At 69.4% G+C, this 15,228-nt stretch carries 10 protein-coding genes; 1 reads left to right on the plus strand and 9 read right to left on the minus strand.

Translation table 11 applies throughout. From position 1 onward, the window contains the following. Window positions 1-24: 24 nt before the first annotated feature. The gene (locus STRNI_RS01585) at window positions 25-1,443 is read right to left on the minus strand and encodes a cytochrome P450 (RefSeq protein ID WP_277410340.1); all 1,419 of its coding nucleotides are present in this window, start codon (window positions 1,441-1,443) and stop codon (window positions 25-27) included. 28 nt (window positions 1,444-1,471) lie between these two features. Next, complete coding sequence (locus STRNI_RS01590) at window positions 1,472-3,004, minus strand: prenyltransferase/squalene oxidase repeat-containing protein (RefSeq protein WP_277410341.1); 1,533 nt, start codon at window positions 3,002-3,004, stop codon at window positions 1,472-1,474. 293 nt (window positions 3,005-3,297) lie between these two features. Here STRNI_RS01590 and STRNI_RS01595 point away from each other — a divergent pair, with 293 nt between their 5' ends. Further along, on the plus strand, window positions 3,298-4,803 hold the full coding sequence (locus tag STRNI_RS01595; protein WP_277410342.1) for a DUF4334 domain-containing protein: 1,506 nt from the start codon (window positions 3,298-3,300) through the stop codon (window positions 4,801-4,803). A 469-nt stretch (window positions 4,804-5,272) separates the two neighbouring features. On the opposite strand, the gene STRNI_RS01600 is transcribed toward STRNI_RS01595, so the two are convergent. From STRNI_RS01600 to STRNI_RS01630, 7 genes are all read right to left on the minus strand, one after another. Continuing rightward, on the minus strand, window positions 5,273-6,457 hold the full coding sequence (locus STRNI_RS01600; protein ID WP_277410343.1) for a glycosyltransferase: 1,185 nt from the start codon (window positions 6,455-6,457) through the stop codon (window positions 5,273-5,275). Window positions 6,458-6,658: 201 nt separating this feature from the next. Next, complete coding sequence (locus STRNI_RS01605) at window positions 6,659-7,807, minus strand: glycosyltransferase 87 family protein (protein ID WP_229838529.1); 1,149 nt, start codon at window positions 7,805-7,807, stop codon at window positions 6,659-6,661. A 152-nt stretch (window positions 7,808-7,959) separates the two neighbouring features. Beyond that, window positions 7,960-9,450 carry a glycosyltransferase family 39 protein gene (locus STRNI_RS01610; RefSeq protein WP_218041828.1) on the minus strand — a complete coding sequence of 497 codons (1,491 nt, stop codon included), beginning with the start codon at window positions 9,448-9,450 and terminating at the stop codon, window positions 7,960-7,962. A gap of 706 nt (window positions 9,451-10,156) precedes the next feature. Further along, the gene (locus tag STRNI_RS01615) at window positions 10,157-11,110 is read right to left on the minus strand and encodes an aldo/keto reductase (RefSeq protein WP_018093196.1); all 954 of its coding nucleotides are present in this window, start codon (window positions 11,108-11,110) and stop codon (window positions 10,157-10,159) included. A 108-nt stretch (window positions 11,111-11,218) separates the two neighbouring features. Next, entirely contained in the window at window positions 11,219-12,361 is a 1,143-nt protein-coding gene (locus STRNI_RS01620; RefSeq protein ID WP_277410344.1) for a DegT/DnrJ/EryC1/StrS family aminotransferase, read from the minus strand. A 227-nt stretch (window positions 12,362-12,588) separates the two neighbouring features. Then, window positions 12,589-14,010 (minus strand): alkaline phosphatase, encoded by a 1,422-nt coding sequence (locus STRNI_RS01625; protein WP_277410345.1) that lies wholly within the window; start codon window positions 14,008-14,010, stop codon window positions 12,589-12,591. A gap of 69 nt (window positions 14,011-14,079) precedes the next feature. Beyond that, a complete protein-coding gene (locus tag STRNI_RS01630) occupies window positions 14,080-15,186 on the minus strand; it encodes a Gfo/Idh/MocA family oxidoreductase (RefSeq protein ID WP_277410346.1) in 1,107 nt (368 codons plus the stop codon). Window positions 15,187-15,228 lie beyond the last annotated feature (42 nt).

A 15,228-nucleotide genomic window follows, 5' to 3' on the forward strand; every position in this document is an offset into this window, starting at 1 on the left:
GGGAGGTGTGGGAGGCCGTGCGGATCAGGACGGGCGGGCATGCGCCGTGAGCGGCAGCCGGTCCGGGCGCAGGACGGTGCCGACCAGGGTCCGCACGGGGGTGGAGCCGGCCGGTGTCAGGCGCCGGTGAGCGGTGAAAGCGGCCAGCGCCAGGGTCAGTTCGGTCCAGGCGAAGTCTTCCCCGATGCACAGCCGGCTGCCTGCTCCGAAGGGCAGATAGGTGTGGCGCGGCGCCTTCGCGGCGGCGTCGTGCGACCAGCGCTCAGGGTCGAAGTCGTCCGGGTTCTCGTACAGTTGCGGATCGCGATGCAGGGCGTACGGACTGAAGAACACCTCGGCGCCCGGGGAGAGCCGTACGCCGCCGAGGGTGACCGGCCGCACCGCGCGGCGCATCAGCAACCACGACGGTGGATGCAGCCGCAGCACTTCGGTCAGCACCTGTCGTGTGTAGACCAGTGCGGGAAGATCCTCGAACCCGGGGGGCCGTCCGGCGAGAACGGCGTCGAGTTCGTCGTGGATCCGTCGTTGGACGTCGGGACGGCGGGATATCTCGTGCAGCGTCCAGGCCAACGACGCGCTGACGGTGCCGGTACCGGCCAGGAACAGGGTGATCAGTTCGTCGGTCACTTCGGCGTCGGTCAGGCCACCGTCCGGGCCGCCCGCGGCCAGGAGCATCGAGAGCAGATCGCCGCGATCCCGGCCGTCGGCACGGTATGTCTCGATGATGCGGTGCTGGACGGCCACCAGCCGGCGGAGCGGGCCGGCGTTCGGCGGCCGCCATCCCGCCGGCAGCGGGAGGCGTTCCGCCCAGGCTTGCAACGGGGAGAGGGCAAGGCGCATCGAGTGGTACTTGACGGACAGCCAGTCCTTGACGGCCGTGCGCAGTTCGGGGTCCTGGGGATCCGCGAAGAGGGTACGCAGCAGGATGTCGAGCGTCAGGCGGTGGATCTCCGGCACCAGGTCGAGAGTGGTACCGGGTTCCCAGACGGCGGCCCGTGCCAGGGACCGTTCGGACATGATGCGGGCGTAGCCGGCGATCCGGTCGTGGTGGAAGGCGGGTTGCATCAGCCGGCGGTGGCGGAGATGGCGGTCGCCGGCGGCGGTGATCAGCCCGTCACCGAGAGGCACGCGCAGGGCGTCGAACATCGCGCCCTTGTCGAAGGCGCGGGCCTGCACGGTCAGCAACTCCCGGACGATCTCGTGTGAGTTGACGGCGTGTACCTGCCGGGGGCCGATGTAGATCTTCGTCACCGGTCCGTGGTGCCGCAGCTCGCGGAAGAAGCCCGGAGCATCACGGTGGATCCACGGGGCGTGCCCGGCCAGCGGCACGCGGCCGGGGGCAACGGGGGCTTCGGTGGCGGCATCGGTGGGGGCATCAGTGGGGGCATCGGCGGCGGTACGACGTCCCGGTCCGCCGGTCAGCCGTGCACCGATTCTGCTCATGCCGGTCCTTCTCGTACCCGGCCGCATGTCAGCCCTCCTCGTGAGCGGAGTCGGTGGCCACCGCAGCGGTTCGCAGACGGCGCTGCCCGGCAAAGAGGCCGCCGACGGCAAACGCATGGGTGTGGGTGGGGTAGTGCGTGAGGAGCGGTCGCGGGCCGTACATGAGCGGTACGCCCGGCCAGGTGCCGTCGTCGCGCTGGGTCTCCACAAGGTAGCCGAGCGCCGGTGCCCGGTGTTCCTCGTTGAGCAGGCCGCCGCGTTCCAGGGCCGCGAGCGCCAGTCCGGTTGCGGCAGGAGTGCTGGGGCCGGCCTCTTCGACGGGCCAGCCACCATCGGAATTGCGGGTTTCGGCCAGAGTCCGGGCGGCGGGGTGGCCTCTCGCAGGTACTGCCGCAGCGAGGGCGGGAAGGACCTCGGCGGTGGCGTATGGCAGCCCCCGGTACCACCCGGCGTGCCAGCGTCCCTGTTCGCCGAGGCGTTCGGCAAGCCAGCCACGCGCCGCGGCCAGTTGCACGCGATGGCGGCCGGAGTGGCGATCCAGTGCGGTGACGACATGCGCCACCACGTCGTCCACCGGAGGGTCCCCGGCGGACTGCCAGGTCCGCCAGAGACCGTCGGCCGTCTGCTGCCGGACCAGGTGACGTAGCCCGGACCGGATCGTGGTGCCGGGCGCGCCGCTTGCGCCGCCCAGAGCGATCAGGACGGCCGCGGTGGTGTCATTGTCGGACTCGACGCCCAGCCGGTACGGCCAGCCGCCGTCCGAGTTCTGTGCCGCGACCAGGAACGCGACGGCGGCCGGCAGTCCGTGGCGGTCGAATTCCGCTGCGCCGTGGAAGGCGCGGACGGTCAGCGCGGTGTCCCAGACATCGCTGTGGGAAAAGCGCCAGGTCCCGTCGGCGAGTTGGCTGGTGAGAAGGTACTCCGCGCAGCGGCGGGCGGCAGCCGTGCCGGGGGCGGCGGCCTGGAGCGCGAGCGCCGCGAGAGCGGTGGTGACCGGATTGGCGAAGAAGTCGCCCGCTGGGGATTGCTGGTCGGCGACCATTTTGGCGGCGTGCCGGGCGGATGTCCGGTCGCCGAAGTGGGTCTCCACCAGTGCGTGCGCAGACCAGACTTCCACCCGGGTCCAGCGCTTGAGCCGCCCCTGGGCTGCGACCGCGGCGGCCAGCAGGGTGCGCAGTGCGGCGGGACCGGTGCCGCCACTGATCGCTCGGCCGGTGTACAGGGCGATGGCCTGGAGGAGCCGGGCACGGGCCGACAGCGTCGGGTCCGCGAAGGAGGGGTGGCTCACGTCGATGGGGCCGCCGGTGTCCAGGGCCAGGGACAGCAGCGCGGTCTCCACGGCGTGGGCCACCGGATGGTGGTTCTGCGGGGCGGCACCGTTGGCGAGCCACACCCTGCCCCGCTCGGCGGCCCGGTCGGCGCCGGGGTGCGGAGAGCGCGCCAGGGCCAGCGTGCACAGTGCGGTCTCAGTGATGCGAGGGTCGGGGGTGGCCAGCCATGAGCCGTTGTCCCGCTGCGTGGAGAGTGTGTGCCGGGTGGCGAGGGCCAGCGCACGACTCACCCGTGTTGCGAGCGTGGGCGAGAGATGCGCGTCCGGTATGGACGGTAACGCAGGTCCTGTTGACATCTGACCCCTGTCTTCCCGAGTTCCGCTTCCGCTTCCGCTTCGTGGGCGTGCTTCACTGGCGTGACTCATTGGCGTGACTCATTGGCGTGGACGACGGCCCGACGCGCTGCCGGCCCGCCGGGGGGGCAAGCAAGGCGATGCGGCTGCGGCACGTGCACCGGTCCGGGTGCGTGCCGAAAAGCACGGAGCTCAGGAACACGCACGAGCGCGGGACGTAGCCTGACGGCGTGGACACTTCGCGACCGCACAGCCACCCTCCCCGGGAGATCGTCTCCATAGCGGACACATGCTCAGCCGCATTGCAGAGCATGCCGCGACTGGAGATCTGGCTCAAAGAGCTCGGGCTGCCCGTGGACACCGCACTGGTTCCCCTGATGTGCCTTCAGACTGCGTTCTTCACCCCTTGGCTGCCGCCGGAGACCTGCTACCAGATGTCCCGGCTCACGGTCTGGCTGATGGCGGTCGACAATGTCCTGGACGCACCGGATGCGGCGGATGCGGCGGACGCACCGGGTGCAGCGGACTCCGCGGGCCCGGACAGGACCCCAACCCGCGTCCGGGCCTGGCACCAGGTCCTCGCGGGGCGCGGCAGCGATAGCAGCGACAGCAGCGACGATCCCATGACGCGCGCTCTGGCGGAGATCGCCCGGGACCTGCACCGCGACGGACGGCCCGAACTCACCGCCGTCTGGCGGAAAAGCATGCATCAGACGCTCATCGGCATGCAATGCGAACGCGAGACGGCCCGGACAGCGGCCACCGGTGGCGGCGTGCCCCGGCTGACGGACTACCTCCGGCACGGCGCCTGGACCATCGGCGTCGAACAACAGGTCACCGCCCTGTGGGCCCTCATGGACGAGCCAGGTCTGCCCCGGCGCCTTCCCGTGCTGCTCGGCGCCCTGCGCGAGGCCGCGACCGCCATCCGTCTGCTCAACGACCTGCGCGGCCACCAACGGGAACAGTCCGAGGGGAAGACCGACGCACTCGCCATCGGCCTGACCGAGCAGGAGGCGTACCAGCGCGCCGAAGCAGCGCTCGAAAGCTGCCGGCAGGCACTGGCTCCGCTCACAGCCGCCGGGTACGGTTCCGCGGCGGCACTGGAGCGGGTGGCGCTCTGGCACGCCCGGATGTACCACCGCTTCGACCCCGTACGACCCGGCCGGGCCAGCACCTCATCCCTGCCGGGCGGACCGGGCAGCGCCGCGCACGCCCGGCACACCCCGTTCGTTCCCCAACCGAGGGAGGCCCCGGCCATGAGCATCGAGCAGGAAGTTCTGGACGTCATCGCGTCCGGAGGGCAGTGCGACAACGCGAAGCTGGCAGAGCTCTTCGACCGGCTCGAACCGGTCGACACCGCTCTCCTCCTCGGCACCTGGCAGGGTGGCGGGTTCGAGCACACCAGCGAGAACGCCGCGCTGCTGACGAAGATGCGGTGGTACGGCAAGCGGTTCGTCGACGCCGACCACGTGGAGCCGCTGCTGTGCCGCGACGAGGACGGGACGGTCTTCTCGTACGAGGAGATGGGCCTCGCAACATTGCATGAGGTCATCTACCGCGGCAAGCAGTCCACGGCGATGGTCTATGACCAGCTGCCCATCATCGACCACTTCCGCCGGCTCACCGACAACGTCCTGCTGTGCGTGATGGACAAGAAGGAATCCCCCACGGATTTCTTCTTCCACCTCACCCGCGTACCCGCGTCACTGCCCCAGCCATCCAGCGACGGCAAGTAGCAAGCCGACGACCAGGGTTGGTGTCAGCGCCGGCGACGCGTCAGGGCGATCCCGCCGCACCGAGGAACACGCCCGAACGGCACGGATGGACGCGGCGAGTGCCGTGCGCATCCGTGATGTGGGTTGCTGAGATCCGTCTCCTACGCGGCCCCGGTGGCCTCAGCAGCGCGACGTCCCGTTTGGTGGACGGCCGCAGCAGCGTGATGCCAGGAGGGGTCGCGGGCCCAGGCCCGGGCCTCCGCGCCGGCCGGTGCCGGTGCCGGTGTGGGAGCCTCCCTCGCCCTCGATATCCCGACAATGCGGCCTGCGCATCGTGTACGGGTGCGGCGGTGTCATCAGCGAAGTTCATACGCTCGTCGTCGACTGCTCAATGGCAAGGAGGAACGCTGACCAGGCGTCGCTCCGGATGCGGCGACGCCGTTGTTCGAGTTGTGAAGCGGCTCGGATGTGGCATCTGCGGCGGCCTCGTTCATGCACTGCCGCCGATTCGTCGATAGAGGAAACGATCGACGCAGAGGAAGCGCAGGGCGAAGGCCACGGCCAAGGTTATCGCCGTGGCCGGCACGGGTGTGAAGCCGAAGCCGGAGACAAGGAGCACCATGAGCGGGATGCGGACCATCAGATCGGCGTTGGCCAGTGCCGCGAAGCCCAGAAGCCTCATCCATGAGTCGAGTCGCTTTCGGCCGTGGTACAGGACCTTGTCGATAAGCACGAAGTTCCACAGCAGCCCGAACTGGTTGGCGATCACCTCAGCGGCTGTGTAGTGCAGCGCGGTGTGATGGGTGAGGGCCCATAGGACCGCGAGGTTGGGCAGGAATCCGGAGAGGCCGACCATTCCGAGGGCAAGGGCGCGGCTGGGAGCACCGCTGGTACGAAGCCGGAAGAGGTGGCGTAGGAAGCGCAACCCCTCCCTGAAGGTCGATGTGGACTCGCCGCCACGGCGTGGGCCGAATTCGTAGGCCACTTCGGTCATGGTGAGCGGACGGCAGCGGACGATGAGTTCCAGAAGGATCTTGTAACCTAAGGGACGTAGGGCATCGTTTCGCTGGGCGCGGTCCACCACGTCGCGGCGGATGGCAAAGTACCCACTCAACGGGTCGCTGACGCCGCGAAGCAATCGCGGGAAGAGGGTCTTGGCCACAGACCTCGACGCATGGGAGACAAGAACTCGGTACCGGCCGTCAAGGCCGCTGGCGCTGCCGCCGTCCTTGTAGCGGCTGGCGACGATGAGTCCGGCGCCGGAGCCCTCTCCCTGGGCGATCAGACGGGACAGCAGCGAGGGCGGGTGCTGGAGATCCGCGTCCATCACCACGATCCATCGGGATTCGGTCCGTGTGATGCCCTCCATGACGGCACCCCCGAGCCCTCCCACGGGCTCGGGTCTGTGGTACAGGGAGACGTGCACAGGGAAGCGTGCCGCGGCCTCCCGTATCACTTCTTGAGTGCTGTCCGTCGAATCGTCGACGAAGACAACAGACATGTCCTGCTCACCCGCTATCGCGGCGGCTATTTGGTTCATCAACTCTTCTATATTCGCCGCCTCGTTGAATGTTGGAATCACGAGGGTGACGCTGCAGTCGGCCGTTCGTTCCCGGTCTTTGCTTGAAGTGCTCTGCTCCAGATCCGAGTTCGAGGGTGACGAGCTGGTAGTCATTGCTCCTCCGCAAGAAGCTGGACTGAGGGACATCTGCTGGTCGGCCCAGGGCGAGGGCCGGAGAAGCCGGCAGGGTCATTCACCTCAGGTAAACGAGTGTTCAGGGAAGCGATGCTGTCGAATTCCCCGTTCAGCCGGCGCGTCACATGGACGACACAGTGGGGCAAAGTCTGGTTGCGCAGGTGTCCGGTTCCGGCATTCCTAGCCGTCCATCGGTAACTTCTCACGATCTCTTGGGCCTGCCGAGAGCGTGCGTTGACTGCGAAGGTCCACAGCGGCGGCAACCAGGATGGTGATGAAGATGAACACGTAGAGATTGGCCAGCACAAAGGCCAGGGGGCCGTCCGTCAGAACGGGTACCGCGTCGTCGTCCATCGGATCGGCCAGGGCCAATACTCCCGGGAGGGTGCCCGCGACAAGAACCGCTGTCGGCAGCCACCGCCCGCGACGGCCGGGCCGGCCAACTACTCGCGTCAGAAAGACTCCGAACGGCACCAGCCACACCCAGTGGTGCCCCCACGACCAGGGGGACACCGCGGCCGCGCAGAGGCCGCACAGCGAGAGGGCCAGCAGTTGCTCCCCGCGTCGCGTCGCCCGTGTCGCGAGCATCAGCGCCGCAACGCCGACCACGGCGCCGAGTGCCAGCCACAGCCACAGGGCGGGGGTCTCCGGCACGCCGTTCTTCAGCAGAAGCCCTCGCAGAGACTGATTGTGCCTCGACGTCGGATCGACGTGGATCCGGCTGAGGTCGGCGAACATGCCCCGCAGCCAGTAGTCGGTTGCGGCGGCGGGAACCACGAGGAAGCTCACTGCGACTGTCCCCGCAGCGCACGCCGATGCCACAGCAGCCTGACGGAATTTTCGGGTCACGATCAGATAGGCCACGAAGATGAGGGGAGTGAGCTTCAGTGCCGCCGCGAGCCCGACGCCCACCCCCCGGGCGGGGTGGTCCGTGCGTCCCGTCAGATCGGCCAGTACCAATGCGACCAGCAACAGATTGATCTGTCCGTCGTTGAAGTTGCTGTGCACCGATTCGAGTACGAACGAAGTACCGGATACGGCGATCACCGCAGGGACAAGGAGGCGTGTTGCCGGTCTGCCGACCGAATGCCAGGACCGCGCCACGATGAACACCAGCAATGAGGTGTTCAGCAACACCACGAGGGTTTTGGCGGTTGCCGCGCTCAGCAGGGACAGAGGGGTGAAGACCAGGGCCGCGAAAGGTGGATAAGTGAAGCGGAAGTCGTACCACACGGGCGCGTTGTAGAGGTCTCGGCCTGCCAGTGCTGCCTCACCGCCCGCTCGATAAACTTCGAGATCGACCGCTTCGGCATCCAGTGCAAGGACCATGCTCACGAGCCCGAATATCCCCAATCCACCGACAAGGATTGAGCAGCCGACCCATCGCGCGGTCGGCCAGGTACGTTGCGATTTCATAGGCGCCTCTTGATGTGGTGATCAGAACAGGGTGTGGCAACAAGAAGTGGCGTTGTCTTCACCGGTCAGGAGAGCAGATTCAAGCGCTGGAAGTCCGGCCAGATCTGCCTCCAGGGTTTCTTCTGCCGGCTGATCAGAGATATCGGGCGACCCTGGTAGTCGGTGTCGATGCGCAGCCCGTTGTCCACGGTGGCGACCTGCCGGATCACGCCGAAATGGGCGCGGACTGCGGGCTCGGGGTCACCGACGTAGATCAGGGTGGTGCGGTCGGCGTCGGGTGCGCCGAAGAACCAGTAGCCACGAGAACCGCTGTGCACGGGTGGCAGGCCGCGGGCGGGACCGTAGTACGCCAGCGCGGAGGCCACCCAGTAGTCGTCGGACATGACCACCGTGCGGTCTCGCCGGTCACGGGGAATCTGGTGATAGACGTCGCTGACCTGGTCGGCCAGCTGCGGCCAGCCGATCTCGGAGCGCTTGTCGAAGCGTTGGGGAGGTTTCCCGATGTACGACTCCTGCGGCTGCAGCGGCAGATCCGCGAGCGGCCAGATCGCTGACACCGCGATCGCAGGATATACAGGCCAGCCCCTGCGCCGGCCGGTCTTCGCCGGACGGGCCGCTCGCCGCCGTTGGAAACTGACCGCGCCTGCCGCCCACAGTGCCGGGAAGACGCCGTAGATGTAGTAGGCACGCCCGCCGCTCACCACAACGAACGCTGTCACCAGCAGGGCAGCCACGGCGACGAACCGGTAGGCACGCAACTCCCGCCCGGCGAGCAGCCGGCCGAGCCCGTACAGGCCAAGCACCAGCCCGAGGATCGGCCCCAACCCCAGGACCATCAACACCAGGTTGGCCGTCGCCCCCTCGAACTGGGAAACCTCCGCGGTGATCGCCTCGGTCATCCGCAATTGCGGCCAGCCATGCCGGTGTTGCCATATCAGCGTCGGCACGACCGACAGCGCCGCCAGTCCCGCGCCCACCCACAACAGCGGGCGGGTGAGCAGGCGGCGCGGCCCGCATCCCAACACCGCCACCAGCAGGGCCAGACAGAACACCACGAGCTGGAACTTGACCTGCATCGCCACTACGACGACAGCCCCCACGGCGAGTAACAACCACTGTGGTGTCGCGTCCTCCCGGTGCAGCCTCGCCCACCGCACCAGCAGCCAGCTCAACAGCGTCCACAGCGGAACATCGAAGGCCGCCGTGGACAGCAGCCGCCCGACTGCGCCGAAGGCCAGTGCATGGGCAGCTGCGGTCACCCACTGCGCCCGCCGGTCCCCGCCGAACTCCCGGGCCAGCAGCGCGGCCAGCACGATCCCTGTCGCGGTGGCCAGGATCGCCGGGAGTCGCAGCACGCGCAGTGTCCCCGGAGCGAGGGTGTCGGCCAGCAGCGCCAGCAACGGCACGCCGGGAGGCTGGTCGGCATACCCCCAATCCAGGTGGCGACCGGCCATGATGAAGTACAGCTCGTCACCGTCGTAGCCGTAGCGGCCGGCCAGCACGAGCAGCAGCACCGTGGTGCCGGCCGCGATGCCCAGTACCGGTAACCGCGCCATTGGGGCCAACTCGGCCGGCCCCATGCACGGGCCGGTCGGTGCCCTTTGGCAGGTCCCTCTCACCGACGGTGGCAGCGGGCGGGACCGCAGGGGCAGCGGCAATTTGCCGATTCCACGCGGCTCACGTGAGGGCGGTCGAGCCCCGTGAAACGGAGTCGTCACGATTGCTCCCTCCAGGAAGGGAATCCTGCAGACAGTTGGGCGATGAATGTGCTGAAAGTCGCTCCAGGATTGGTTGTCTTCCGGTAACGAAGGTGCTCAACCGCGTATGACGTCAGCCGAACGCCCCATGCTTCTCCGCAATTCGATGTGGGAGGAAAACAGCGGGTCGCGGATTTCGGATACGCCCTGTCGCGTGCAGCAATTACACAGGGAACCGGGGTTGCGAGATCTCAGCCGCCAGGTCCTGGTCGAAGCCGACGGGCATGGGCCGCCTGCCGGCGATCCGACACATCGCCGGCAGGCGGCCTGAGAGCAGCATCCTTCGATGACGGGCCACGGCAAGGGCAGTGATCGGGCGGCCGGTGCACCACCACCGGCACAGTGCCGGACTTCGTGGCCGGCTTGTCGAACACGGTCCGCGGGTTTCGGCTCGCTGCCGGGCAGTCGCCTGTCGATTACCTTCGTGCCGACCGAGGCGAGCCTCCGGGATGTTGCGCCGTCAGGATGGGTTGCCGCTGCAGACCCGGTGCCGGTATTGCGGAGGTCAGCGGGCGGGGAGGTCACCCTCCCCGGTCTCCAGCCAGTCGCGCTCGGCAGCGGTGAGCCGATGTGCCGCGGCGGCCAGCGAGTCACGGACCTCCTCGGGCTGCCGGGGCCCGATGAGAGCGACGACCGGGAAGGGCTGGGAAAGGGTCCAGGCAAGGGCGATGCCGGTGGCGGATATGCCGGTGCGCTCGGCCAGCAGACCGGCGCGGTGGATCCGGGCTGCGTTGGTCCGGCTGTACCAGCTCTCCGCGAGCGGACCGGTGCGCAGCTCATCGGGGTGAGCGAGGGCATGCGCGCCGCGGCCCTGACTCGCCCAGGGGTACAGCCGGGCGCTGCCCTCGGCCAGCCAGGCGCGCCAGGCGGGGTCGTTGGAGGTCTCGGTGCCCGGATAGATGGGGTGGACCATGTTGATCAGGCTGTATTGGTTGCTGATGCCGGCGGGCAGCGGCAGACCGTGTGCGCGGGCGTAGGCGACGGCCTCGGTGACGCGTTCGAGGGTCCAGTTGGACATGCCGTACGCACCGATGAGGCCGCGGTCCACGAGGTCGGCGAGGACGGTGACGAACTCGCCGACGGGGATATCGGTGTTGTCGCGGTGAAGCATGTAGAGCGCGGCAGTGTCCCGGCCCATCCGCTCGAAGCTCTCGGTGAGCTGGCACTCGACCCGGTCAGGCAGGCATTCCGGGGTGTGCGCGCCCTTGGCCAGCACCCAGACGTCCTTTTCAACGCCGCGCGACTGGGCCCAGGCACCGAAGGTGCGTTCGCAGCAGCCGGGGCCGTAGGCGTGGCCGTAGAGCCAGGCGGTGTCGAAGGCCCGGCCGCCGCCCTCCCAATAGGCGTCGAACACGGGGAAGCCGCGTTCGTTCTGGCCGAAGGCCGAGGTACCGAGGAGCAGCGGGGGTCCCTCGGGACCGGGTGGCAGGGCGGGGGCGGGGAGCGGGGCGGGGGTCATGGCGGCTCTCCTGGTGGTGTGGGGTGGTCGGGAGGAGCGGGCTCCGCACCCCGGTCGTGTGTGACCGGTGCGCGGTGCCCCTGTGTCAGGCGTGGTGCAGGATGCGCGTCACGCGGTGACGGCGACGGCCCTGCGGACCTCGTCGGCGATGTGGTTCAGATGGCCCTCCGTGAGCCCCGGGTGCGACGGCAGCGCCAGCAGCTCCTGGGACAGCCGCTCGGCGACCGGCAGGGACACCTCCTGGTGCTCGGCGAATGCGGGCTGCTTGTGCAGCGGGAAGGGGTAGCGCAGCAGCACCGGGACGCCTCGCGAGCGCAGGTCGGCGGCGACGTCCGCGGCGGGGCGGCGACCGCCGCCCGGCGCCACTCGCACCGCGTACTTCCAAAACGCGTGGGTGGTGCCCGGCGGCTCCACCGGCAGTTCCAGTCCCTCGGCACCGGCCAGTTGCTGTGAGAGGTGAGCGGCGTTGCGGCGGCGGGCCTCGACCATCTCGCCGAGCCGCTTGTGCTGGGCAATTCCGATGGCCGCCTGGACCGAGGTGAGACGGTAGTTGTAGCCGACCTCGTGCGCCCAGATCATCCCCGGGCGCCCCGAGACGGGGCCTTCGCCGTGGCTGCGCAGTCGGCGTACCCGCTCCGCGTGGACCGGGTTGTTGGTGAGCACGGCGCCGCCCTCGCCGCCGGAGGTGATCACTTTCTGCTCGAAGAGGCTGACGCAGGCCAGGTCCCCGAAGCCGCCGACGGGCCGGCCGCCGATCTCTGTGCCCAGCGCTTGCGCCGCGTCCTCGACGACCGGGACGCCCGCCTCGGCGGCGACGGCGGTCAGGGCGGCCATGTCGGCGGCGATGCCGTTGATGTGGACCGCCACGATGGCCTTGGTGCGCTGCGTGATCAGTGACTTGACCGAGACGGGGTCCAGGCAGTGGGTGTCCAGTGTGACGTCGGCGAAGACCGGTCGGGCGCCGAGGTACACAACGGGGCTCGCCGAGCCGATGAACGTGTGGGTGGGCACGATGACCTCGTCGCCCGGGCCGACGTCGAGGGCGTGCAGTGCCAGGTGTACCGCCGCCGTGCCGGTGGACACGGCGACCGCGTGCTCGACGCCCTGGCCGGCGGCGAGCACTGCTTCGAACTCTTCGATGGTGCTGTTCCCGAGCCCCACCAGTCGGTTGGAGCGCAGGGCCGCCACCGCCGCCTCGATGTCATCTTCCGTCAGCTGGGGCCACCGCGGTAATTCCTGGGAGGAGTTCAACTCTTCACGCCTTTCAACTCGGTGGATGCATTTATGGGTTCTTGGGGAACGGGGATCGGCGTATGGCGATCCGCTTTCTGTCGGGCCATGCTGGGGGGCGGCCCAAAATTCTTCAACGGCCGCTCCGGAACACCCTGGAACGCTCCGGGGCGCGTCCGGGATTCCTTGAATTTTCCGGGCCGGCAATTCCCAGGGGGTCGGGGCGCGGCCGTACACACGGCGGCGGTTCAGCGCAGTCCGAGTGCCGCTCTCACCGTGCCGAACAGGTCGGTGTTCTCGCGGACTCCGAGCACCCGGTGCGCGAGCGGCCCTTGGGCGGCAACCGGTACCGGGGCCCCCGTGTGGTCCTGCATCTCGCCGGGCATGGCCGTGGCGTACCCGAGCTGCATGCGGCCGCCCTCGTCGGTGACGAGCGTGGTGGACAGCCCTGCCGGTCGGGCGTCCTCGGGCAGTACCTGGGTCGCGTGGCCGTGGTCGGCGGTGACAATCACGAGGGTGCGGGGGTGTTGTCCGGCGTACGCGAGGGCGGTTGCCACTGCGCGGTCGAAGGCCACTGTCTCGCCGATCTGGCCGCACGGGTCGGCTTCGTGTGCCCGGTCGTCGATGGAGGCACCCTCGACCTGAAGGAAGAAGCCCTTGCCACTCTCCCTTGACCTGTCGCGCCGGGCTGTCAGCAGGTCGAGTGCGGCGCGGGTGGACTCGGCCAGGGTGGGCGTGCCGGCGGGCCGGGCGGGGTTGTGGCGGGCGCACCGCCGGGGTGTGGTCCCGCCGGGTGCGGCCGGCGTTCCGGTCCATTCCACGGGCACCTGGTCAGGGGCGAACAGCCCGAGCACGGGCCGGTCCAGGCGGGCCGCTGTCAGCTCCGCTTGGTCGCGCACCACCTGGTAGCCGGTGGCACGGGCCTGATCCAGCACCGTTCGGCCGCGGTGCGGGCCGTCCGTGACGGTCTGTGCGAAGTGGTCGGCCCCGCCGCCGAGCAGGACGTCCGGGCGGGCGGCGACCGTCTGCTCCACGATGGAGCCCGCGCCGCCCGCGGTCCGGGTGTCGGCCGGGCATGCGGCCATGTCCGCGGGGCCTTTGCAGGACCGGTCCGTGACGTGCGACGTCAACGCGGCGGGGGTCGCGTCGGCGACCGAGGCCGTAGTGACGCTGCCGGTCGCGTAGCCCTGGTGGTGGGCCTTCTCCAGCAGAGTGGCCAATGGCCGGTTGGTGTCGGGGGTTTTGGAGACCCGTCCGTTGACCGTGCGCCGGCCCGTCGCCCAGGCGGTGGCGCCTGCTGCGGAGTCGGTGACATAGACCGGCCGGCCCCGCTCGTCCACCGAGAAGGTGGTGCGCCGGCCCTCTGTGTCCAGGGTGTCCATGGCCAGTCTGCCGGCCGCGCCCACGGAGTAGTTGCGTGCTGCGGTGATCTCCGCGTCGCCCATGCCGTCGCCGACCAGCAGGATGACGTTGTCCGCCGGTCCTGGGTCCGGTGTGCCCGCTCGGGTCTCGGTGGCAGCGGCGGGCCCGGTGGCGAGGGCCAGCAGGGCGGTGCCCAGGACGGCGTGCCGCCACGGGGCGGGTCTGTTTCTGCCGGGGCGGCGGGTTCCCGTCGTCCGTACTGGGTTCGTGTACCGCGTGCCGCCGGTCCGGTGGCCGGTGTCGTTCATGGTTCGTCGGATCGTCACGTTCCTCGTCCGGTTCCACGTCGGTCTCGTTCGGTCCGTTCGGTTCGCCGTTCAGGTGTGCGGCACGCCCTGTGCGAGGGTGCCGTGCTGTGCTTGGTGTGCCGTCACCACGTCTGGTCGGGTCCGGCTGCGCGCGGGTGTTACGGGAGCGCTGGACGGGGCCGGGTCCAGGTGAACATGGGTGCCGGTGCGGGCAGCGTGGCCTGCGGCTGCGGCTACTTCCTGCGCGCGCAGCGCCTCCTGTGCGGTGCAGGAGCTGGGGGCATCCTGTGTCACCGTGCGGAGGAATGCGTGGATCTCCTGCCGGTAGGCGGTCGCGAAGCGGTCGGTGAAGTCCTGGTACGGGTGCTGCCGGGGAGCGGGCGGGAAGCTTGTGCCGTCCTGGCCGAGCAGACGCAGCGGGGTCCGTGCGTCGAGCCCCACCGAGAGTGAGCTCTTGGTGCCCAGCACCTCGATGCGGTGGTCGTATCCGTGCGGGTCGAGCCGGGAGGCGCAGAGCACTGCGCGCGCGCCGTCGGAAAGGGTGAGGACGGCGGTGGCCACGTCGTACCCGGCGCCGCCGAGCAGTCGCGCCCCGTTGGCCTGGACGGCGATCGTGCGCTGTCCGGTCAACCAGTGCACGGCGTCGATGTCGTGGATGAGGCAGTCCGTGAAGATGTCGCCCGCCGTCCGTTCGTACGCGTCGGCCGGCGGCTCGTGGTCGAAGGCGGTGCACCGCACCAGCAGGATCCGGCCGAGTCCGCCCGAGACGATTCGTTCGCGCAGCGCCCGGTATCCGGGGTCGCAGCGCCGTTGGAAGCCGACGTGTATCCGGGTATGTGCCAGTGCCTCGGCCAGTTCGCGGGCTTCGGTGTCGTCGGCGGTCAGCGGTTTCTCGCAGAACACCGGCAAAGACGCCTGTGCGGCGGCCAGCAGCGGGGCTCGTCGCTGCGTCGCCGGGGTGGTCACGATGAGCGCGTCCACCTCGGCGACAACATCGGTGAGCGCTTGGCGGGCAGTCACGTCGGCGCCTGTGCCGGCCGCCAGGGCGCCGGCCAGACGGTCCGCGGCGTCGAGGTCGACATCGTGCACCACCAATGCGGGTGGGTCCGGCAGTTCGAGCAGTGTGCGCGCGTGCAGTCGGCCCATGCGGCCGGCCCCGACGATTCCCACTCTCATCGAAAGTCTCCGTAATTGCCTGTCGGCGCCGCTCGGGGCACC

Origin of the sequence: Streptomyces nigrescens, from assembly GCF_027626975.1 — a bacterium.
In the GTDB taxonomy this organism is placed as follows: domain Bacteria; phylum Actinomycetota; class Actinomycetes; order Streptomycetales; family Streptomycetaceae; genus Streptomyces; species Streptomyces nigrescens.

What these genes read in the sequence shown, in the direction of transcription:
- STRNI_RS01600 (WP_277410343.1), bottom strand. Translation starts at nt 6,457, where the DNA reads ATGACTACCAGCTCGTCACCCTCGAACTCGGATCTGGAGCAGAGCACT.
- STRNI_RS01610 (WP_218041828.1), bottom strand. Translation starts at nt 9,450, where the DNA reads ATGGCGCGGTTACCGGTACTGGGCATCGCGGCCGGCACCACGGTGCTG.
- STRNI_RS01585 (WP_277410340.1), bottom strand. Translation starts at nt 1,443, where the DNA reads ATGAGCAGAATCGGTGCACGGCTGACCGGCGGACCGGGACGTCGTACC.
- STRNI_RS01615 (WP_018093196.1), bottom strand. Translation starts at nt 11,110, where the DNA reads ATGACCCCCGCCCCGCTCCCCGCCCCCGCCCTGCCACCCGGTCCCGAG.
- STRNI_RS01605 (WP_229838529.1), bottom strand. Translation starts at nt 7,807, where the DNA reads ATGGTCCTTGCACTGGATGCCGAAGCGGTCGATCTCGAAGTTTATCGA.
- STRNI_RS01630 (WP_277410346.1), bottom strand. Translation starts at nt 15,186, where the DNA reads ATGAGAGTGGGAATCGTCGGGGCCGGCCGCATGGGCCGACTGCACGCG.
- STRNI_RS01625 (WP_277410345.1), bottom strand. Translation starts at nt 14,010, where the DNA reads ATGAACGACACCGGCCACCGGACCGGCGGCACGCGGTACACGAACCCA.